Raw genomic sequence first — 19,659 nt, forward strand, 5'->3', positions numbered from 1 at the left:
CGGCCCCCGCCCCACGGACCGTGCCGCGCACAGCGCCACGGTGGACGTCGAGCAGGCCGAGGCGGCCCTCGTCGAGCACTACCCGCGGCTGGTGCGGCTCGCCTACCTGATCCTGCCGCCGTCGCTGGGTCGCGGGCGGCGGGTGCTCACCGCGCACGCCCTGGCCCAGCGCGCCCTGCCCCGCTCCCGGCAGGTCACCGCAGAGGGGCTGCTGCCGGGCCAGCGCGACGCGCAGGGCGGCGGGGGCGGGAGCGCGGGCTACGCGTACGTACGGCTGCGGGTGCTGCGCGCGGCGCTGGAGGCGAACCAGCCGCTGAGCCCGCGCAGCCGGCCCCGGCGCGCGCAGTTCCCCGCTCCGCTGCCCCGGGTGTGGGGCCTGCGGCTGGCCCCGAGGGCCGGGGGCCCCGACGAACTCGCCCTGCACGAGGAGCTGTCGGCGCTCTCCCCGGCCGCCCGCGCCGCCTTCGTACTGCGGGGCCTCGACCGGCTGGACGAGGCGCAGGCCGCCGAGATCCTGGCGTGCGCCGGGGTGCCCGAGCCCCGGGCCGCGCTCACCGAGGCGGCCGGGGTGCGGGTCCCCGGCGGCGTGCACGCCGCGGCGCTGCTCGCCTCGCCGGAGTTCGACCCGTGCTCGCTCCAGGCGCGCCCCACGGATCTGCTGCGCCGCCGCCAGCACGTGCGGGCGGCGCTCCTGGGGGCGGCGGCGCTCGCGGTGTGCGGGGCGCTGCTGGTGTCCTGGACCGTCGGCGGGCCCGAGGCGCCCGCGTACAGCCCGGCGCAGCGGGCGGCGCTGGACCCGGCGCGGCTGACGACGGCGCCGGCCGCGGCCTGGCGCTCCTCCGCCCGGCAGGACTTCTCGGTGTGGCCGGCGCGCGGCTCCCTGGTCGGTGACCGGGCGCTGCTGGGCCGGGCACTGGCCGCCTGGGCGGCCCCGGGCGGCTCGGTACAGGTGTCGGCGACGCCGGGAACCCAGACGGGCGGTCCGGCGGGCCCGCCGAAGCTGCTGTTCGCCGGGCGCACGCCGCGCGCGAACGTCGTCCTGCTGTACGACGGCCTGCGGATCGCGCGGTACGCGGAGCCCGCCGGGCAGAACGACGGCGCGGTCGCGCTGGATCTCGTACGGGTCGACGGAGCGGACGCGGGGACCTCCTCCGCGCTCGTCGTGGAGCGCACGGACGGCAACGTCCGCTACCTCGTGGCCCCGTGGGTGCGCGGGGTCGCGAGCCGGGACCTGCGGGTGCCCGGCCGGGCGCCGCAGAAGCTGGAGCTGGCGCCGGACGGGACGACCGGACCGTTCCACGCGCCCGCCTCGCAGGGCGAGTGCACGTCGTGGAACACGCTGGAGACGACGGACCGGGACGGTACGAAGCGGCTCTACACGGACCTCGGCGAGCTGGCCCCCGCGCATGTGACGGCGGGCGCCCCGGCCGCGCCGAAGGAGGTGGCCTCGGCCTCCGCCCGCTCCGCGTGGGCGCCCTCCGCCTGTGCGCTGGGAGCGGCCCGCACGCAGGGGGTGCGGGCGGTCAACTCGTGGGAGTACGCGCGGCAGGTCCTGCCCGAGGCGGCCGGTACGGCGCGGTGGACCTGCACCCGCATGGACACCTGGCGCGGCCCGGGCAGCCACTCCCTCGCCGCGTTCCAGGCGCCCGGCGGGGCGAGCGCGGCGGTCGTCGCGCAGGGCGAGGACGCGGCGGCCTGCGGCGCGCGGGCGCCCGAGGTGCTCGCGGGCGCGCTGTGGAAGTCCCCGGCCGGGTCCTGGTTCCTGCTGGCCGCGGGCAGCGCGGGCGTCGAGTCGATCGCCACGAGCGGTGACCTGGAGGGCAGTTCACCGACCCGGCTGCTCGCGCTGCCCGCGCACCAGGGCGATCAGGCGCGGTTGACCGGCGCGCTGAGCGGCGGCGGACGGATCACGCCGCTGGGCTGAGCCGTCGGGCTTGTCACGGTCCGGGGCCCGGGCGGCGGGGCCCGGCCGTGCGGCCCCGGGACCCGCGCTCGGTACTCTGTTCGCATGACGACCGGTGTGCGCCGCAGGATGGGTGTCCAGGAGCGTCGGGAACAGCTCATCTCCGTGGCGCTGGAGTTGTTCAGCCGACGCCCGCCCGCCGAGGTGTCGATCGACGAGATCGCTTCGGCCGCCGGGATATCGCGGCCCCTCGTCTACCACTACTTCCCGGGCAAACTGAGCCTCTACGAGGCGGCGTTGCGCCGGGCGGCCGAGGACCTCGCGCACCGTTTCGAGGAGCCGAGGCAGGGCCCGCTCGGGGAGCGGCTGCTGCGGGTCATGGGCCGCTACTTCGACTTCGTGGACGAGCACGGCCCGGGGTTCTCCGCGCTCATGCGGGGCGGTCCCGCGGTGCCCTCGCAGGAGGCGGCCTCGACGGCGAACGCGCTCATCGACTCGGTGCGGGAGGCGGCGCGCGAGCAGATACTCGCGCACCTCGGGGTGGCCCGGCCCTCGCCCCGTCTCGACATGGTGGTGCGCTCCTGGGTGGCCCTCGCCGAGTCGAAGGCGCTGCTGTGGCTGGACGGGCGGCGGGTACCGCGCGCGGAGCTGGAGGTCCAGCTCGTGCACGACTTCGCGGCGCTCTTCGCGGTGAGCGCGGCCTACGACGAGGAACTCGCGGGCCTGCTGCGGGACCTGTTCGCGCGGGAGCCGGCCGACGGTCCCTTCGGCGATCTCGTCGGCCGGCTCGTGGGGCTGGCACCGGGGCGCCCGGAGTAACGGGGCCTTCCGCGGCGGCCGTTCGCGTCCGCCGGGCCGGGGCCGTGCGGCCCGGCTACTGACCCGCGCCCTTGCCCTTGCCCGTCTCCGTGCCCTTCCCTGCGCCCTTCCCGTCGTCCGCTCCGTAGGTGACGGTGACCTTGTCGAAGCCGAGGGAGTGCAGCAGGCCCTCCAGCATGCTGGTGGTGTTCTTCTCGGCGCGGGAGGTCAGTCCGCTGTCCTTGGCGGCGTCCCCGATGTGCCGGGCGGCGAGCTTCTGCACGGCGCGCTCGTCGTTGGGGTTGTCGGAGAAGAAGTCCCCGATCCGGTCGAGCAGTCCGCGCTGTTTGGACACGGCGTAGGAGCGGTCCGGGTCGAGGGCGGGCTTGCCGAGCGTCGCGTGTGGCAGCCGGATCGTGGCGGCCGTCCGCTCCTCGTTGACCTTGACGTCCTTGTCGCCGAGGCCGCCGAGGTCGACGGAGGCGGAGACGGTGCCGGCCCCGACGTACAGCGTGCGGCTGCCGCGCAGCGCGTCCGGCAGGTACTTGGTGTCCTTCTCCAGGTCCACGACGACCTGGAAGTTGCCGTCGGCGGCCTGGTAGCGGCTCATGTCCTTGATGGACTTGAGCAGGGTGGGCCCGGTGCGGTCGTGGGTGTCCTCGCCGAAGACCTCGCCGAGTCCGGGGATCACGGCGAACCTGATGAGCAGCACCACCACCACGATCAGCGCGACGACGGCCGCGAGCGCCTTGCCCCACCAGGGCAGGCCCGTCCTTCTGGTCGTCTCCTGTGCCATGACGGCGTCTCCCCTCTTGCTTCCCTGACGGATCGGATGCCCAAGAAGGCAGCGATCAGGCGCGGTTGGGCGCCCGGGATGACGCGCGCGGGCCGGTCCTCGGGGGCACTGTCCACGGGAGGGCTCCGGGAAACCGGCCACGGAAGATCACATACCGGCCCGGGACGGGCGCGGACGGCCGGGGATACGGACACATCAAGGCGCATCCCGAACGCCGCCGCGTGCCGCCCGCGGCGATCGGGTATCACGGTGATCAGGCACCCGGCGGTCCGCTCCCTCCCTCCCCGATCTCCGCTCCGATCCCCTCGCCCTCCTCCGCCCCGTCCGCCGGGTGCGCAGCCCGCCGCCGCCCGCCCCCGCGCGGGCCGTTCGACAAGGAAGGCCGTTGATGCGCCAGGAGTCCGCCCCGTCCCAGGTCCGTCCGTCCGCCCCCGCCCCGCGCGAGGCCGTCCCGCGTGCGTGGTGGCGGGACGCCGTCATCTACCAGGTGTACGTACGTTCCTTCGCGGACAGCGACGGGGACGGGGTGGGCGATCTGCGCGGGGTCCGCGAGCGGCTGCCGTACCTCGCGGGCCTGGGCGTGGACGCGGTGTGGCTGACCCCGTTCTACGCCTCCCCGCAGGCCGACGGCGGTTACGACGTCGCGGACTACCGCGCGGTGGACCCGGTGTTCGGCGATCTCACGGACGCCGCGGACCTGGTGGCCGAGGCGCACCGGCTGGGCCTGCGGGTGATCGTGGACGTCGTGCCCAACCACACCTCGGACCGGCACGCCTGGTTCCGGGCGGCGCTGGCGGGGCCCGGAGCGCCGGAGCGGGAGCTGTACGTGTTCCGTCCCGGCCGTGGCGCGTCCGGCGAACTCCCGCCGAACGACTGGGAGTCGGTGTTCGGCGGCCCGGCGTGGACGAGGACCGCGGACGGCGCCTGGTACCTGCACCTGTTCGCGCCCGAGCAGCCGGACCTGAACTGGGAGAACCCGGTGGTGCACGAGGAGTTCGCCTCGGTGCTGCGGTTCTGGCTGGACCTGGGGGTGGACGGGTTCCGGGTGGACGTCGCGCACGGCATGGTGAAGGCGCCGGGGCTGCCGGACGTCGGCGCGGGCGAACAGGCCCGGATGATCGGCCGGCAGGTGCTGCCGTTCTTCGACCAGGACGGGGTGCACGAGATCCACCGGTCCTGGCGGCGGCTGCTGGAGAGCTATCCGGGCGAGCGGATCTCGGTGGCCGAGGCCTGGGCGCCCACCCCTGAGCGGCTGGCCCGCTACGTGCGCGGCGACGAGGCGCACCAGGCGTTCAACTTCCAGTTCCTGACCACCGGGTGGGAGGCGGCGGCGCTGCGCGAGGTGATCGATCTGTCGCTCGTGGCGACCACCGAGGTGGGGGCCCCGACGACCTGGGTGCTGTCCAACCACGACGTCGTACGGCATACGACGCGCTACGCCGAGGGGGACGCCGGGCGGGGGCTGCGGCGGGCGCGGGCGGCGGCGCTGCTCATGCTGGCGCTGCCGGGTTCGGCGTACGTCTACCAGGGCGAGGAGCTGGGTCTTCCGGAGGTCGAGGACCTCCCGGACGAGGTGCGGCAGGATCCGGCGTTCTTCCGGGGCCGGGCGGCGGCCGAGGCGGCGGGCGGGGCCGGGGCGCCGGTCAAGAGCGGTCAGGACGGGACCAGGGACGGCTGCCGGGTACCGCTGCCCTGGTCGGGTCACGAGGCCCCGTACGGCTTCGGTCCCGGCGGCTCCTGGCTGCCGCAGCCGGCCGACTGGGCGCGGCTGAGCGTCGAGGCGCAGACCGGGGACCCGGGTTCGACGCTGGAGCTGTACCGGACGGCGCTGTCCCTGCGCCGGGAGCTGCCGGGGCTGGGGAGCGGCTCGCTGCGCTGGGAGGAGGCGCCGGAGGGCGTCCTGCTGTTCTCCCGTCCGGGCTTCGTGTGCGCGCTCAACACCCGGGACACGGAGGTGGTACTGCGGCTGCCGGGCCGGGCCCTGCTCGCCTCGGGCCCGCTCGGTTCCTCGGCCGGGGACACGGTGCTGCCGGGCGAGACCTGCGGGTGGTGGGCGGTGTAGCGCCCGCCCGGGGCGAGTGCCCGCCCGGGGGCGGCCGTTGACGGGAGCGGGGCGGGCGGCAGACGGTACAGTCCCCCTGTGACCGCACGACTGGCCGACATCGCAGCGCAAGCGGGGGTCAGCGAAGCCACGGTGAGCCGGGTCCTCAACGGCAAGGCGGGGGTCGCGGCGGCCACCCGGGAGTCTGTGCTGGCCGCGCTCGACGTGCTCGGTTACGAGCGTCCGGTGCGGCTGCGGCGGCGCAGCGCGGGGCTGGTCGGGCTGATCACCCCGGAGCTGGAGAACCCGATCTTCCCGGCGCTCGCGCAGGTCGTGGTGCAGGCGCTGACCCGGCAGGGCTACACCCCGGTGCTGGCGACGCAGACCCCGGGCGGATCGACGGAGGACGAGCTGACCGAGATGCTCGTGGACCGGCAGGTCGCGGGGATCATCTACGTCTCTGGGCTGCACGCCGACACGAGCGCGGACACCGGCCGCTACGACCGGCTCCAGGCGCGCGGGGTGCCCTTCGTGCTGGTCGACGGTCACGCCCCGGAGGTGCGGGCGACCTCGGTGTCCCCGGACGACCGGGCGGCGGCCCGGCTCGCGGTGACGCATCTCGTGTCCCTCGGCCACACCCGGATCGGTCTGGCGCTGGGCCCGGAGCGGTTCGTGCCGGTGCGGCGCAAGAAGGAGGGTTTCCTGACGGTGCTGCGGGAGCTGCTCGGCGTCGATCCGGCGGTCGCCGAACGGGAGCTGGTGCGGCATTCGCTGTACACGCTGGAGGGCGGGCAGGCGGCGGCGTCCGCGCTGCTCGACGGCGGCTGCACGGCGGTGGTGTGCGCGAGCGACATGATGGCGCTGGGCGCGGTCCGGGCGGCGCGGCAGGCGGGTCTGGACGTGCCCGGCGAGGTCTCGGTCGTGGGCTTCGACGATTCGCCGCTCATAGCGTTCACCGATCCGCCGCTGACCACGGTCCGCAAGCCGGTGCGCGCGATGGGCCAGGCGGCGGTCAACGCGCTGCTGGAGGAGATCGGCGGGACGCCCGCGCCACCCGGCGAATTCGTGTTCCTCCCGGAGCTGGTGGTGCGCGGCTCCACGGCTCCGCCCGGGCGCGAGCGCGGCGGCGCGGGAACCGGGCGGGCGCACGGGCGCGGGGCCTGAAACCCCGCTGCCCGTAGGGGAACCGGAGGGGGCGGCTACTCCTCGCGCAGGAGAACGTGCGGGCCCGGTCGGCCCGAGGGATGATCAGGTGTGAAGCGGGTTTCTGGCAAAATCGCTGCCTATGGGTGAGAACACTGTGACGTCTTCGGAAGGCCGGGACCCGGCCCCCTCCTCACCCACGTCGGACGGCGCCACCCGCCGGGACGCGGCACGCCGGGCCCTGCGGCGGGCGCGGACCCCGAGGCGGCCCCGGCTGTGGTTCGAAGTGCTGCTGATCGGCCTGAGTTACTGGGCGTACTCCCTCGTGCGCAACGCGGTCCCGGAGCAGCGGGCCGAGGCCCTGCGCAACGCGGACTGGATCTGGCGGGCCGAGCACGATCTGGGCATCGCGGTGGAGGAGTCGGTCAACCACGCGGTCGACAAGGTCACCTGGCTGATCGTCGGGATGAACTACTACTACGCGACGCTGCATTTCGTGGTCACGATCGGTGTCCTGGCCTGGCTGTTCCACTGGCATCCCGGCCGGTACTCGGCGACCAGACTGGTGCTGTTCGGCACGACCGCCCTGGCGCTGCTCGGCTACTACGTGTACCCGCTCGCTCCGCCCCGGTTGATGAACGGCTCGCAGTTCATCGACACCGTGCTGACGCACGCCACCTGGGGGTCGATGGCCTCGGGCGACATGAAGCACATGTCGAACCAGTACGCGGCGATGCCCTCGATGCACATCGGCTGGTCGCTGTGGGCGGGGCTGACGATCTTCGCGCTGGCGAAGGCGCCGTGGGCGCGGGCGCTCGGCCTGCTGTACCCGGCGGCCACTCTCCTGGTCATCGTGTCGACGGCGAACCACTTCTGGCTCGACGCGGTGGGCGGCGTCATCTGTCTGGCCTTCGGTTACGCCGTGGCCACCCTGTGGTACGGAAAGCTCCCCTACGGGTTGCCGCAGCGGGTCACGGCCATGGGCCGGGGTTCCCGGCTGCGCGCGGCGGGGGCCCGGCCCCCGCGGCGGGGCCCGGCCGGACGCGCCGGGCAGGGGCCGGGCGGTCCGGCGCACCACCCGGCGCCCTGAGAGCCGTACAGCCGGGTCCTCAGAGCGCGGCGCCGTAGAACAGTTCCTCGACGACGGCCCGCGCCCGGCGGGTCGTCCGCCGGTAGTCCTCCAGCATGTCCCCGGCGTGACCTGCCTCGTAGCCGAGGTAGCGGGCGACGGCGCCCAGTTCGCGGGGATCGGTCGGGAAGGTGTCCCCGGCCCGGCCGCGTACGAGCATCACGGCGTTGCGCACCCGGGCGGCCAGGACCCAGGCCTCGTCCAGGGTCGCGGCGGACTCGGCGTCGAGGAGGCGGGCGGCGCAGGCGGCGGCGAGGGCCTCGCGGGTGCGGGTCGTGCGCAGTCCCGGTTCGGCCCAGGCGTGGCGCAGTTGCAGGAGCTGCACGGTCCACTCGACGTCGGAGAGTCCGCCCCGGCCGAGTTTGGTGTGCAGGGTGCGGTCCTGTCCGCGCGGGACGCGTTCGGACTCCATGCGGGCCTTGAGCCGCCGGATCTCGCGTACGGCCTCCTCGCTGACGCCCTCGACGGGGTAGCGCAGCGGGTCGATCAGCTCGACGAAGCGGCGGCCGAGGCCGGGGTCGCCCGCGACCGGTTCGGCGCGCAGCAGGGCCTGCGCCTCCCAGGTGAGGGACCAGCGGCGGTAGTAGGCGGCGTAGGAGGTGAGGCTGCGCACGAGGGGCCCGGTGCGGCCCTCGGGGCGCAGGTCGGTGTCGACGAGCAGGGGCGGGTCGGCGCTCGGCAGCTGGAGCAGGCGGCGCATCTCGGCGACGACGGAGTTCGCGGCGCGGGCCGCCTCCTGTTCGTCGACGCCCTCGCGGGGTTCGTGGACGAACAGGACGTCGGCGTCGGAGCCGTAGGACAGTTCGTGGCCGCCGAAGCGGCCCATGCCGATGACGGCGAAGCGGGTGGGCAGGGTGTCGCCCCAGCCGGAGCGGACGACGGCGCGCAGGGTCCCGGCGAGGGTCGCGGCGGTCAGGTCGGACACGGCGGAGCCGATCCGGTCGACGAGGCCGCCGTGGTCCTCCTCGGCGGGGCTCTCCTCGGTGCCGTAGGAGGCGACGAGGTCGCCCGCGGTGGTGCGGAACAGTTCGCGGCGGCGCACGCCGCGGGCGGCGACCACCCCGCCCTCCGCGGTCTCGGCGCGGCCCACGGCGGCGAGGATCTCCTGTTCGAGGCGGGCCCGGGGCGGCGGTTCGAGGCCGCCGGGCGCGCCGAGCAGGGCGACCGCCTCGGGGGCGCGCAGCAGCAGGTCGGGGGCGAGCCGGCCGGCCGACAGGACGCGGGCCAGGTTCTCGGCGGCGGCGCCCTCGTCGCGCAGCAGCCGCAGGTACCAGGGGCTCTTGCCGAGCGCGTCGGAGACCTTGCGGAAGTTGAGCAGCCCGGCGTCGGGTTCGGCGGAGTCGGCGAACCAGCCGAGCAGGACGGGCAGCAGGGTGCGCTGGATCGCGGCGCGCCGCGACACTCCGGCGGTGAGGGCCTCCAGGTGGCGCAGGGCGGCGGCGGGGTCCTCGTAGCCGAGGGCCACGAGCCGGTCGCGGGCGGCGCCGGGGCTGAGTCCGGCCTCCGTGGTGTCGAGGTGGGCGACGGCGTCGAGCAGCGGCCGGTAGAACAGCTTCTCGTGGATCTTGCGTACGGCACCGGCGTGCCGTTTCCACTCGCGGTTGAGCTCGCTGATGGGTTCGGTGCGCAGGCCGAGGGAGCGTCCCAGACGCCGCAGGTCGGCCTCGTCCTCGGGGACGAGGTGGGTGCGGCGCAGCCGGTGGAGCTGGATGCGGTGCTCCATGGAGCGCAGGAAGCGGTACGCCTCGTCGAGCTGGAAGGCGTCGGTGCGCCCGACGTAGCCGCCGTCGGCGAGTTCGGCGAGCGCGACGAGGGTGGTGGGGCTGCGCAGCGAGGTGTCGCCCCGGCCGTGGACGAGCTGGAGGAGCTGGACGGCGAACTCGACGTCGCGCAGCCCGCCGGGGCCGAGCTTCAGTTCCCGTTCGACCTCCCGGGCGGGGATGCCGGCGACGACGCGGCGGCGCATCTGCTGGGTGTCGGTCACGAAGTTCTCGCGGTCGGCGGCCTGCCACACGAGGGGTGCGAGCGCCTCGACGTAGGCGCGGCCCAGTTCCTCGTCCCCGGCGACCGGCCGGGCCTTCAGCAGGGCCTGGAACTCCCAGGTCTTGGCCCAGCGCTGGTAGTAGGCGAGGTGGCTGGAGAGGGTCCGTACGAGGGGGCCGTTGCGGCCCTCGGGGCGGAGGTTGGCGTCGACGGGCCAGATGGTGCCCTCGACGGTGGTCTCGGAGCAGATGCGCATGAGGTGCGCGGCGAGCCGGGTCGCGGCCCGCACGGCCTCGCCCTCGTCGACGTCCTCGTGGGCGGGTTCCCCTACGTAGACGACGTCGACGTCGGAGACGTAGTTGAGTTCGTGGCCCCCGCACTTGCCCATCGCGATGACGGCGAGCCGGCAGGCGGCGGCGTCCTCGGGGGCGGCGGCCTCGGCGATGCGCAGCGCGGCGCGCAGGGTCGCGGTGGCGAGGTCGGCGAGTTCGGCGGCGGTCTCGGAGAGGTCTATCGTGCCGCACACGTCGCGCGCGGCGATCGACAGCAGGCAGCGCCGGTAGGCGACGCGCAGGGCGACCGGGTCCTCGGCGCCGGCGAGTCCGTGTTCGAACTCGGCGACCGAGCGGTGCAGGTCGCTGGACTCGTAGGTGACGAGGGCCTTCCAGTCCCCGGGGTGCCTGGCGAGGTGGTCGGCGAGGGCCTCGGAGGCGCCGAGGACGCCGAGCAGCCGGTCGCGCAGGGGTTTCGCGGAGACCAGCGTGGTGAGCAGGGTCCGCCGCTCCTCCTCACCGGGCTGGGCCTCGGCGAGCCGCACGAGGCCCAGCAGCGCGAGGTCGGGGTCGGCGGTCGCGGCGAGCCCGTCGAGCAGCACGGGGCTGGAGCGGACCGCGCCCAGCTCCGGCGCGCCGAGCAGCCGCTCCGCGCTCTGCGGGTCGACGAATCCGTACCGCAACAGCCTGGTGAAGGTGCTGCTCCTGCGTCCCTGGGGGACGGTCATTCCGCTGCCTCCTGCCGGGTGGCCCGGACGGCGATCTAGGTCCACGCGGTCGAGGGTAGCGGGGGGTGGTGCGCGGGGCGGGGAGCGGGACTGCCGGCCCCGCACGAACGCGTCTTCCCCACCGGCCCCTGGGAAGCGCGCATCCCGCGCGCCCGTCGGCCCTCTCGACGCGGGGCCCGGCGCCCGACACGAGGGAGGTGGCGCGGACGCTCTGGCTGCCCCTGTCCGTCGTACGGGAGTGGGTGGCCGCGGGCCGCCTGGAGGACGGCATGACACTCGCCGCCCTCGCCCTGGGCGGTGCACAACGGGAACTCCCCGCCTCCTGACACGCGTGCGGCCCCGCACGCACGGGCACCACCGGGACGCGGTCCACCACGGTGATCGCGCCCGTGCGGCGCGGCACGTCCCGCGCCCCTACAGCACCGGCAGGTTCTTCCGCAGCTCGAACGCGGTGACCTCGGAGCGGTACTCCTCCCACTCCTGCTTCTTGTTGCGCAGGAAGAAGTCGTAGACGTGCTCGCCCAGGGTCTCGGCGACCAGTTCGCTGCGTTCCATCAGGGCGATGGCCTCGCCGAGGTTCTGCGGGAGGGGTTCGATGCCCATGGCGCGGCGTTCGGCGTCGGAGAGGGCCCACACGTCGTCGTCGGCGCCCGGCGGGAGTTCGTAGCCCTCCTCGATGCCCTTGAGGCCGGCGGCCAGCAGGAGGGCGTAGGAGAGGTACGGGTTGGCCCCGGAGTCCAGGGAGCGGACCTCGACGCGGGCCGAGCCGGTCTTGCCGGGCTTGTACATGGGGACGCGGATCAGGGCCGAGCGGTTGTTGTGGCCCCAGCAGATGTACGAGGGGGCCTCGCCGCCCGCGCCCGCCGTGCGTTCCGAGCCGCCCCAGATGCGCTTGTAGGAGTTGACCCACTGGTTGGTGACCGCCGAGGTCTCCGCCGCGTGCCGCAGCAGGCCCGCGATGAAGGAGCGGCCGACCTTGGAGAGCTGGTACTCGGCGCCCGACTCGTAGAACGCGTTGCGGTCGCCCTCGAAGAGCGAGAGGTGGGTGTGCATACCGGAGCCGGGGTACTCGGAGAACGGCTTCGGCATGAAGGTGGCCTGCACGCCCTGCTCCAGCGCGACCTGCTTCATGACCAGGCGGAAGGTCATGACGTTGTCGGCGGTGGACAGCGCGTCCGCGTACCGCAGGTCGATCTCCTGCTGGCCGGGGGCGCCCTCGTGGTGGCTGAACTCGACCGAGATGCCCATCGACTCCAGCATCGTGATGGCCTGGCGGCGGAAGTCCATGCCGACGTTCTGCGGGGTGTGGTCGAAGTAGCCGGAGTTGTCGGCGGGCGTCGGGCGCGTACCGTCCAGCGGCTTGTCCTTCAGCAGGAAGAACTCGATCTCGGGGTGGGTGTAGAAGGTGAAGCCGAGGTCCGAGGTCTTGGCCAGGGCCCGCTTGAGGACGTAGCGCGGGTCGGCGAAGGAGGGCGAGCCGTCGGGCATCAGGATGTCGCAGAACATGCGCGCGGTGCCGGGGGCCTCCGCGCGCCAGGGCAGCACCTGGAAGGTGGCCGGGTCGGGCTTGGCGATCATGTCGGACTCGTAGACGCGGGCGAAGCCCTCGATGGCGGAACCGTCGAAGCCGATGCCCTCGTCGAAGGCCTGCTCCAGCTCGGCCGGGGCGACGGCCACCGATTTCAGGAAGCCCAGCACATCGGTGAACCACAGGCGCACGAACCGGATGTCGCGCTCCTCCAGGGTGCGGAGCACGAACTCCTGCTGCTTATTCATTTCCACCCATCCTTGCTGGTCGAGCCGCCTTGCACCGCTGCCAGGGGCACCGGGGGGCATATGAGCATCCCACCACACGATTACCTGCGGGTTGCGAACACAAGGCCGATCCCCCGCGGGACGGAACCGTTCCCGCCCATAGTGCCCGTCCGCCGCGCGGACGGCCGCCTCCGGGTCACCGCCGCGCACGGCTGATCCCGGCCGCGTTCATTGTGGGGTATGGGGACCTGCCGGGTCGACCCGTGCCCGTCCGCGCCCCAGGACTCCTCCCAAGTCGCCGGGGCCACAAGGGATTTCCGCCGAATCCCCGCCGCCTTCTGGTCTTCGCACCACCCTCTCCGCTTACGATCAGCGGGCTGGGCCGCACCAAGACCGAGTAAAGGACACGTCATGGGTTCCGCCAAAAATGCCTCGAAATCAGCAAATGACCGCCGGGCCCGAATAGAGGAGATGCGGCAGGCCGACCGCTCCCGGGACCGCCGCAACCGCATCGTCGCGATCACGGCGAGCGCGGTCATCGTCCTCGGACTCGTGGGCTTCGGCGCCTACGCGCTGAAGAAGAACTCCGACGACGACAAGAAGGACAAGGCCGTCGCGTCGGCCCCCGTCAAGGGCGAGAAGGACTGGGACGCGAAGAAGCTGGGCCGCAACCACGTGACCAAGAAGGTCTCCTACCCGATGACCCCGCCGGTCGGCGGCGACCACAACCAGGTCTGGATGAACTGCGACGGCGACGTCTACGACAAGGCGATACCGGACGTCAACGCCGTCCACTCGCTGGAGCACGGCTCGGTCTGGGTCACGTACACCAAGGACGCCCCCGAGGCCGACGTGAAGGCGCTCGCGGCCAGGGTCGACAAGACCCCGTACTCCCTCATGAGCCCCTACGAGGGCCAGAAGGGCGCGCTCATGCTCAGCGCCTGGGGCAAGCAGGTGACCGTGGACAGCGCGAAGGACCCGCGCGTGGCGCAGTTCTTCAGCAAGTACGTCCAGGGGCCACAGACCCCCGAGCCGGGCGCCGCCTGCACCGGCGGTCTCGGCCAGTGAGGCGCGGCTGGACGCTCGGGCTGTGTGCCGCGGCCGGTCTGGTCGTGGCCGGCGGCACGGTGACCACCGTGGCCACCGCGCACGGCGACGGGGGCGGCCGTACCTCGGTGAGCGTGCCGGCCGCCGACTCGGCCGACGCGGGTTTCGCGCAGGACATGACGGTCCACCACCAGCAGGCGGTGGAGATGTCCTTCATCGTGCGCGACCGTACGAAGGACGAGGAGATCCGGCGGCTGGCGTACGACGTCGCGCAGACCCAGGCCAACCAGCGCGGGATGCTGCTGGGCTGGCTGGACCTGTGGGAGCTGCCGAAGACCAGTGGCCGCCCGCCCATGACCTGGATGGGGATGCGCTCGATGCCGCCGGGCGAGGACGGGGCGCTCATGCCGGGCATGGCGACCAACGCCGAACTCGACGCGCTGCGCACCTCCAACGGCCGCAAGGCCGAGATCCTCTACCTCCAGCTCATGATCGAGCACCACAAGGGCGGGGTGCACATGGCGAGCGGCTGCGCGTCGCGTTGCGCGAACGGGGCGGAGCGGCGGCTCGCGCGGTCCATGGTCGCCTCGCAGCAGTCGGAGATCTCGCTCATGGAGGACCTGCTGAGGAAGCGGGGCGCCGCACCCCGCCCCTGAGGCCGGGCCGCCCGGGGGTGCGTCAGGCGATCCGGTCCAGATCGGACCTGGTCAGCGCCCCCTGGAGCGGTTCGCCGCGCGCGAAGCGTTCCGTCTCCGCCACGGCGTACCGGCCCAGGCGCGCGACCTCGGCGCCCTGCGCGCCCGCGATGTGCGGGGTCACCAGGACGTTGGGGAGGGTCAGGAGCGGGTGCCCGGCGGGCAGCGGCTCGGGGTCGGTGACGTCCAGGTAGGCGTCGATCCGGCCGGTGGCGCACTCCCGCACGAGGGCCTCGGTGTCCACGAGGCTGCCGCGCGCCGTGTTCACCAGGGCCCCGCCGTCCGGGATGAGGGCGAGCAGAGCGGCGTTCAGCATGCCGCGCGTGGCGGGCAGTTCGGGGGCGTGCACGGTGACGATGTCGCTGCGCCGGCACAGTTCGGGCAGGGACACCGCCTCGGCGCCCAGCGCGGCGGCCTCCGCCTCGCTCACGTACGGATCGTGCAGCAGGACGTGCCGGTCGGCCTCGGAGGCCCGCAGTCCGGCGATGACGCCCCGGCCGATCCTGGAGGCCCCGACGACGCCGACGGTCCGTCCGTCGAGCCCGGTGCGCTCCAGGAAGCCGGGCCAGTGGCCGGGATAGCCCGCGGCGGTGGCGAGGGCCCGTTTCGCGGCCAGGGTCACGCAGGCGAGGGTGTAGTCGATGACGGGGCCCGCGTTGGCGGAGGCTGCCGAGGACACCGTGATGCCGCGCTCCCACAGCGCGTCCGTGACCAGCCCCTTGACCGTGCCCGCCCCGTGGCACACGGCGCGCAGCAGCGGGGCGGCGGCCAGCAGTCCGGCGTCCAGCGTGGGGCAGCCCCAGCCGGTGATCAGCACCTCGGCGCGGGCCAGCACGGACCGCTCCCGAGGGGTGCTCAGATCCCCGGTGAGGGGCGGCCCGGCGATCTCGGCGACCCGGGCGAGCCGGTCCCACACCGGCCCGGGCAGGGCCCGCTCCACGACGTCCTCGCCCATCGCCACCGCCACGACCGGTCGGTCCGCCACGGCCACCCCTCTCTCCACCCCCGGCCGTACGCCGGGGGACTCCCTTGTAGAAAGCGTTTTCTACGCGCCGCTCACGCTAGGCCGGTCCGTTCCCGGTGGTCAAGGCCGTCCGGGGCTCGCGAGCCGCGCCGCCAGTCTCTCCCCACCCCCATCGCGTCAAACAGACGATTACACTGGGCGGGTGCCTCAACTACGTCTCGCCCTGAATCAGATCGACGCGGTCGTCGGCGATCTCGCCGGCAACACGGAATCGGTCGTGCAATGGACCCGGCACGCCGCTGGGCAGGGGGCCCATCTGGTCGCCTTCCCCGAGATGGTGCTGACCGGCTATCCCGTCGAGGACCTGGCCCTGCGCTCCTCCTTCGTCGAGGCCTCCCGCGCCGCGCTGCGCGCGCTGGCCGCCCGGCTCGTCGAGGGGGGGCTCGGCGAACTGCCGGTCGTCGTCGGCTATCTCGACCGCAGTGAGACCGACCAGCACCGCTACGGCATGCCGGCCGGTTCCCCGCGCAACGCGGGCGCCGTCCTGCACCGGGGCGAGGTCGCCCTGCGCTTCGCCAAGCACCACCTGCCCAACTACGGGGTGTTCGACGAGTTCCGCTACTTCGTGCCGGGCGACACGCTGCCCGTGGTGCGGGTGCACGGCGTGGACGTGGCCCTCGCGATCTGCGAGGACCTGTGGCAGGACGGCGGCCGGGTGCCGGCCACCCGCGCGGCGGGCGCCGGGCTGCTCGTCGCGATCAACGCCTCCCCCTACGAGCGCGAGAAGGACGACACCCGGCTGGAACTGGTGCGCAAACGCGCCCAGGAGGCGGGCTGCGTGACGGCGTACGTCGCGATGACCGGCGGTCAGGACGAGCTGGTCTTCGACGGCGACTCGATCGTGGTCGACCGGGACGGCGGGGTGATCGCGCGCGCCCCGCAGTTCACCGAGGGCAGTGTCCTGCTCGACCTGGACCTGCCGGCCGCCCCGTCGACCGCGCCCTCCGGTCTGGTGGACGACGGCCTGCGGATCGAGCACGTGACGCTGTCCGCCGATCCGCTGCCCGCGTACGAGCCGGAGCACACCGGGGGCTACGCGGAGCGGCTGGAGGACGAGGAGGAGGTCTACTCGGCGCTCGTCATGGGGCTGCGGGCGTACGTCGCCAAGAACGGCCTGGGCGGCGTCCTGATCGGCCTGTCGGGCGGGATCGACTCGGCGCTGACCGCCGCGATCGCCTGCGACGCGCTGGGCGCGCAGAACGTGTACGGCGTGTCGATGCCCTCCCGGTACTCCTCCGAGCACTCGAAGGACGACGCGGCCGACCTCGCGGCCCGCACCGGCCTGCACTACCGCACGGTCGCGATCGGCCCCATGTTCGACGCGTACCAGGGGGAGCTGGGCTTCACGGGCCTGGCCGAGGAGAACCTCCAGGCGCGGCTGCGCGGGACGACGCTCATGGGCATCTCCAACCAGGAGGGGCAGATCGTGCTGGCGCCCGGCAACAAGTCGGAGCTCGCGGTGGGCTACTCGACGCTGTACGGGGACGCGGTGGGCGCGTACGGGCCGATCAAGGACGTCTACAAGTCCCTGGTCTTCCGGCTCGCCCGCTGGCGCAACCGGGCCGCCGAGGAGCGCGGGCAGACCCCGCCGATCCCGCCGAACTCGATCAGCAAGCCGCCGAGCGCCGAGCTGCGCCCCGGCCAGGTGGACACCGACTCGCTGCCCGACTACGACGTGCTCGACCGGATCCTGGAGATGTACGTCGACCAGGACCAGGGGTCCGACGCGATCGTGGCGGCCGGTTTCGACCCGGAGGTCGTGGCGAAGACGCTGCGGCTCGTGGACAACGCCGAGTACAAGCGGCGCCAGTACCCGCCGGGCACGAAGATCTCCGCGAAGGGCTTCGGCAAGGACCGTCGTATGCCCGTCACGAACCGGTGGCGCGAGGCGGCGGGGCGGTAGCCGGCCGGCCGCGCGAAGGGCCCGTGCCGCCTCCGGGGAGGCGGCACGGGCCCTTCGCGCTGGTGCGCGGTCGGTCAGTTCTCGGCGAGGCGGACGGAGGCGGCGATCGGGAGGTGGTCGGAGCCGGTCTCGGGCAGCGCCCACGAGGAGACGGGGTCGGCGCCGCGCACCATGATCTGGTCGATCCTGGCCATCGGGAAGGACGCGGGCCAGCTGAAGCCGAAGCCGTCGCCGGCCGCGCCCTGGGTCGAGCGCATCTGGGCGGTCACCGGGGACAGCGCGCGGTCGTTCATCGTGCCGTTGAGGTCGCCGAGCAGGACGACGTTTTTGAGCGGTTCCCTGCGGATCGCGACGCCGAGCGCCTCGGCGCTGCGGTCGCGCTGACCGGCCTCGAAGCCGGTGTCGACCTTGACCCGCACGGAGGGCAGGTGCGCGACGTAGAAGGCCACCCTGCCCTTCGGCGTGCTCACCGTGGAGCGCATCGCGCGGACCCAGCCGAGCTTGATGTCGACCGGCTTGGTGTCGCTCAGCGGGTACTTGCTCCACAGCCCCACGGTGCCCTGCACGGAGTGGTACGGGTAGGTCCCGGCCAGGGCGGCCGCGTACGCGGGCGCCGCGCGGGCGGTCAGCTCCTCCAGCGCCACGACCTGCGCGCCGGAGGCCACCACGGTGCGGGCGGTCGCGGCCGGATCACTGTTCTCCGCGTTGACGTTGTGCGTCGCCACGGTCAGGTCGCCGCGCCCGTGCGACTTGTCGGTGACCAGCCCGCCGAACAGGTTCAGCCACACGGCCACCGGGAGGATCAGCACGATCAGCGCGGTGGCCGAGCGGCGCACCAGGGCGAGCACGATCAGCACCGGCACGGCGAGCCCGATCCACGGCAGGAAGGTGTCGACGAGGCTGCCGAGGTTGCCCACCGAGTTCGGGATGTGCGAGTGCACGAGCATGATCAGCGCCACGACGAGCGCGAGCGCCGACAGGACCAGCCCGCGCCGCCAGATCCCCCGGTCGCGCCAGCCGGAGAAAGGGCTGCGCAGGCGGCGTTTGCGGGCCTCGGGGCCCTGACCCTCACTGCCGGTCTCCGTCATGTACGCCTGCGCCATACCGTCGCCTCACTGACTGCCGTGCACACCGTCCGACCCCAGACATTAGGGGATGGGCGGCTCTCTTTCCCGCCGTCGGCCGGCGGACGTTTCCGCCAGGAGGACGAAGGGTGGCCGCCGGCCAGTTCCTGCGGGGGAGGCGAGGGCCGGGCTTGTAACGGAACGCGCATATTCGGCCCTCCCCAGGCCCTCCCCCGGGCGGGAACCCGAGCGCGGCTCCGCGTTTTCCGCCCGCTTCGCGCACTGCTCACCCCTCCCCCCTTTTCGTCCTCGCGTGCGAAGTGTCACCATGAGAAGTGATCCGGGGACGCCGACAGGGCGCCTCGAGATGACACACATGAAGGAGCCGCAGGATGTCTCAGCTTCCCGCTGCCCAGAATCCCCCCGCCACCGAGCCTGCCGCCGTAGGCACGCTGTACGGCAGGAGCGCCAAGCGCCGCGTCACCGTGCACGACATCGCCCGTGCCAAGGAGCGGGGCGAGAAGTGGCCCATGCTCACCGCGTACGACGCGATGACCGCCTCCGTCTTCGACGAGTCCGGTATTCCGGTGATGCTCGTCGGCGACTCGATGGGCAACTGTCACCTGGGGTACGACACGACCGTCCCCGTCACCCTCGACGAGATGACGATGCTCGCGGCGGCCGTCGTGCGCGGCACCAAGCGCGCGCTGATCGTCGCCGACCTGACCTTCGGTTCCTACCAGGAGGGGCCCGCGCAGGCGCTGCGCTCGGCGATGCGCCTGGTGAAGGAGGCCGGGGTCGGGGCCGTCAAGCTGGAGGGCGGGGAACGCTCGCACGAGCAGATCAGGACCCTCGTGGAGGCCGGCATCCCGGTCATGGGCCACATCGGCCTCACCCCGCAGTCGGTCAACTCGATGGGCTACCGCGTGCAGGGGCGCGGCGAGGAGGCCGCGGCGCAACTGCTGCGGGACGCGAAGGCGGTCCAGGACGCGGGCGCCTTCGCGGTCGTCCTCGAACTGGTCCCCGCCGAGCTGGCCGCCGAGGTGACCCGCACTCTGAGCATCCCGACCGTGGGCATCGGGGGCGGCGCCGACACCGACGCGCAGGTGCTCGTGTGGACGGACATGATGGGCCTGACCGGCGGGAAGGTCCCCCGGTTCGTCAAGAAGTACGCCGACCTGCGCGCGGTCATGGGCGACGCGGCCCGCGCCTTCGCCGAGGACGTGGCGAGCGGCGCCTTCCCCGCGGAGGAGCACGCGGTGCACTGATCCGCGCAGGAGTACGCGGGTGCACTGATCCGCGGACGGCGCGGCCACCGGCTGCGTCGCCGCTGACCGTGCGGCCCCTGGGCCTGAAAGCAGCGCGGCGAAGCGCCCCC

At 73.6% G+C, this 19,659-nt stretch carries 15 protein-coding genes; 10 read left to right on the forward strand and 5 right to left on the reverse strand.

Annotation, left to right across the window (positions count from 1 at the left end; translation table 11 throughout):
- The first annotated feature begins 40 nt into the window (after positions 1-40).
- Together AB0J21_RS14010 and AB0J21_RS14015 are read left to right on the forward strand one after the other, a co-directional pair.
- Positions 41-1,924, forward strand: a complete 1,884-nt coding sequence (locus AB0J21_RS14010; protein WP_363146257.1) for a hypothetical protein — start codon at positions 41-43, stop codon at positions 1,922-1,924.
- A gap of 84 nt (positions 1,925-2,008) precedes the next feature.
- Positions 2,009-2,722, forward strand: a complete 714-nt coding sequence (locus AB0J21_RS14015; RefSeq protein ID WP_363146137.1) for a TetR/AcrR family transcriptional regulator — start codon at positions 2,009-2,011, stop codon at positions 2,720-2,722.
- A gap of 55 nt (positions 2,723-2,777) precedes the next feature.
- On the opposite strand, the gene AB0J21_RS14020 is transcribed toward AB0J21_RS14015, so the two are convergent.
- The gene (locus AB0J21_RS14020; protein WP_363146138.1) at positions 2,778-3,497 is read right to left on the reverse strand and encodes a DUF4230 domain-containing protein; all 720 of its coding nucleotides are present in this window, start codon (positions 3,495-3,497) and stop codon (positions 2,778-2,780) included.
- 388 nt (positions 3,498-3,885) lie between these two features.
- On the opposite strand from AB0J21_RS14020, the gene AB0J21_RS14025 reads away from it, so the two are divergent.
- From AB0J21_RS14025 to AB0J21_RS14035, 3 genes are all read left to right on the forward strand, one after another.
- Entirely contained in the window at positions 3,886-5,559 is a 1,674-nt protein-coding gene (locus tag AB0J21_RS14025; RefSeq protein WP_363146139.1) for a glycoside hydrolase family 13 protein, read from the forward strand.
- A gap of 78 nt (positions 5,560-5,637) precedes the next feature.
- Positions 5,638-6,702, forward strand: a complete 1,065-nt coding sequence (locus AB0J21_RS14030) for a LacI family DNA-binding transcriptional regulator (protein WP_363146140.1) — start codon at positions 5,638-5,640, stop codon at positions 6,700-6,702.
- 121 nt (positions 6,703-6,823) lie between these two features.
- Entirely contained in the window at positions 6,824-7,771 is a 948-nt protein-coding gene (locus tag AB0J21_RS14035) for a phosphatase PAP2 family protein (RefSeq protein ID WP_363146141.1), read from the forward strand.
- 19 nt (positions 7,772-7,790) lie between these two features.
- On the opposite strand, the gene AB0J21_RS14040 is transcribed toward AB0J21_RS14035, so the two are convergent.
- On the reverse strand, positions 7,791-10,793 hold the full coding sequence (locus tag AB0J21_RS14040; RefSeq protein WP_363146142.1) for a bifunctional [glutamine synthetase] adenylyltransferase/[glutamine synthetase]-adenylyl-L-tyrosine phosphorylase: 3,003 nt from the start codon (positions 10,791-10,793) through the stop codon (positions 7,791-7,793).
- Between the two features lie 197 nt (positions 10,794-10,990).
- On the opposite strand from AB0J21_RS14040, the gene AB0J21_RS14045 reads away from it, so the two are divergent.
- Positions 10,991-11,119, forward strand: coding sequence for a hypothetical protein (locus tag AB0J21_RS14045; RefSeq protein ID WP_363146143.1), 129 nt, complete (start codon positions 10,991-10,993; stop codon positions 11,117-11,119).
- 88 nt (positions 11,120-11,207) lie between these two features.
- On the opposite strand, the gene AB0J21_RS14050 is transcribed toward AB0J21_RS14045, so the two are convergent.
- Positions 11,208-12,569, reverse strand: coding sequence for a glutamine synthetase family protein (locus AB0J21_RS14050; RefSeq protein WP_363146144.1), 1,362 nt, complete (start codon positions 12,567-12,569; stop codon positions 11,208-11,210).
- A gap of 390 nt (positions 12,570-12,959) precedes the next feature.
- Between AB0J21_RS14050 and AB0J21_RS14055 the strand changes: the two genes are divergently transcribed.
- Both AB0J21_RS14055 and AB0J21_RS14060 read left to right on the forward strand, forming a co-directional pair.
- A complete protein-coding gene (locus tag AB0J21_RS14055; protein WP_363146145.1) occupies positions 12,960-13,616 on the forward strand; it encodes a DUF3105 domain-containing protein in 657 nt (218 codons plus the stop codon).
- A gap of 68 nt (positions 13,617-13,684) precedes the next feature.
- Positions 13,685-14,251, forward strand: a complete 567-nt coding sequence (locus AB0J21_RS14060) for a DUF305 domain-containing protein (RefSeq protein ID WP_363146146.1) — start codon at positions 13,685-13,687, stop codon at positions 14,249-14,251.
- 22 nt (positions 14,252-14,273) lie between these two features.
- On the opposite strand, the gene AB0J21_RS14065 is transcribed toward AB0J21_RS14060, so the two are convergent.
- The gene (locus AB0J21_RS14065) at positions 14,274-15,275 is read right to left on the reverse strand and encodes a hydroxyacid dehydrogenase (RefSeq protein ID WP_363146147.1); all 1,002 of its coding nucleotides are present in this window, start codon (positions 15,273-15,275) and stop codon (positions 14,274-14,276) included.
- A gap of 181 nt (positions 15,276-15,456) precedes the next feature.
- Here AB0J21_RS14065 and AB0J21_RS14070 point away from each other — a divergent pair, with 181 nt between their 5' ends.
- Positions 15,457-17,217, forward strand: coding sequence for an NAD+ synthase (locus AB0J21_RS14070; RefSeq protein WP_363146148.1), 1,761 nt, complete (start codon positions 15,457-15,459; stop codon positions 17,215-17,217).
- A gap of 74 nt (positions 17,218-17,291) precedes the next feature.
- On the opposite strand, the gene AB0J21_RS14075 is transcribed toward AB0J21_RS14070, so the two are convergent.
- On the reverse strand, positions 17,292-18,320 hold the full coding sequence (locus AB0J21_RS14075) for an endonuclease/exonuclease/phosphatase family protein (protein ID WP_363146149.1): 1,029 nt from the start codon (positions 18,318-18,320) through the stop codon (positions 17,292-17,294).
- A 353-nt stretch (positions 18,321-18,673) separates the two neighbouring features.
- Between AB0J21_RS14075 and panB the strand changes: the two genes are divergently transcribed.
- On the forward strand, positions 18,674-19,549 hold the full coding sequence (gene panB, locus AB0J21_RS14080; RefSeq protein WP_363146150.1) for a 3-methyl-2-oxobutanoate hydroxymethyltransferase: 876 nt from the start codon (positions 18,674-18,676) through the stop codon (positions 19,547-19,549).
- The last annotated feature ends 110 nt before the right edge of the window (positions 19,550-19,659 follow it).

The organism is Streptomyces sp. NPDC049954, assembly GCF_040656295.1.
In the GTDB taxonomy this organism is placed as follows: Bacteria; Actinomycetota; Actinomycetes; order Streptomycetales; family Streptomycetaceae; genus Streptomyces.

What these genes read in the sequence shown, in the direction of transcription:
- AB0J21_RS14020 (WP_363146138.1), bottom strand. Translation starts at nt 3,497, where the DNA reads ATGGCACAGGAGACGACCAGAAGGACGGGCCTGCCCTGGTGGGGCAAG.
- AB0J21_RS14055 (WP_363146145.1), top strand. Translation starts at nt 12,960, where the DNA reads ATGGGTTCCGCCAAAAATGCCTCGAAATCAGCAAATGACCGCCGGGCC.
- AB0J21_RS14035 (WP_363146141.1), top strand. Translation starts at nt 6,824, where the DNA reads ATGGGTGAGAACACTGTGACGTCTTCGGAAGGCCGGGACCCGGCCCCC.
- AB0J21_RS14050 (WP_363146144.1), bottom strand. Translation starts at nt 12,569, where the DNA reads ATGAATAAGCAGCAGGAGTTCGTGCTCCGCACCCTGGAGGAGCGCGAC.
- AB0J21_RS14025 (WP_363146139.1), top strand. Translation starts at nt 3,886, where the DNA reads ATGCGCCAGGAGTCCGCCCCGTCCCAGGTCCGTCCGTCCGCCCCCGCC.
- AB0J21_RS14040 (WP_363146142.1), bottom strand. Translation starts at nt 10,793, where the DNA reads ATGACCGTCCCCCAGGGACGCAGGAGCAGCACCTTCACCAGGCTGTTG.
- AB0J21_RS14075 (WP_363146149.1), bottom strand. Translation starts at nt 18,320, where the DNA reads ATGGCGCAGGCGTACATGACGGAGACCGGCAGTGAGGGTCAGGGCCCC.
- AB0J21_RS14015 (WP_363146137.1), top strand. Translation starts at nt 2,009, where the DNA reads ATGACGACCGGTGTGCGCCGCAGGATGGGTGTCCAGGAGCGTCGGGAA.
- panB (WP_363146150.1), top strand. Translation starts at nt 18,674, where the DNA reads ATGTCTCAGCTTCCCGCTGCCCAGAATCCCCCCGCCACCGAGCCTGCC.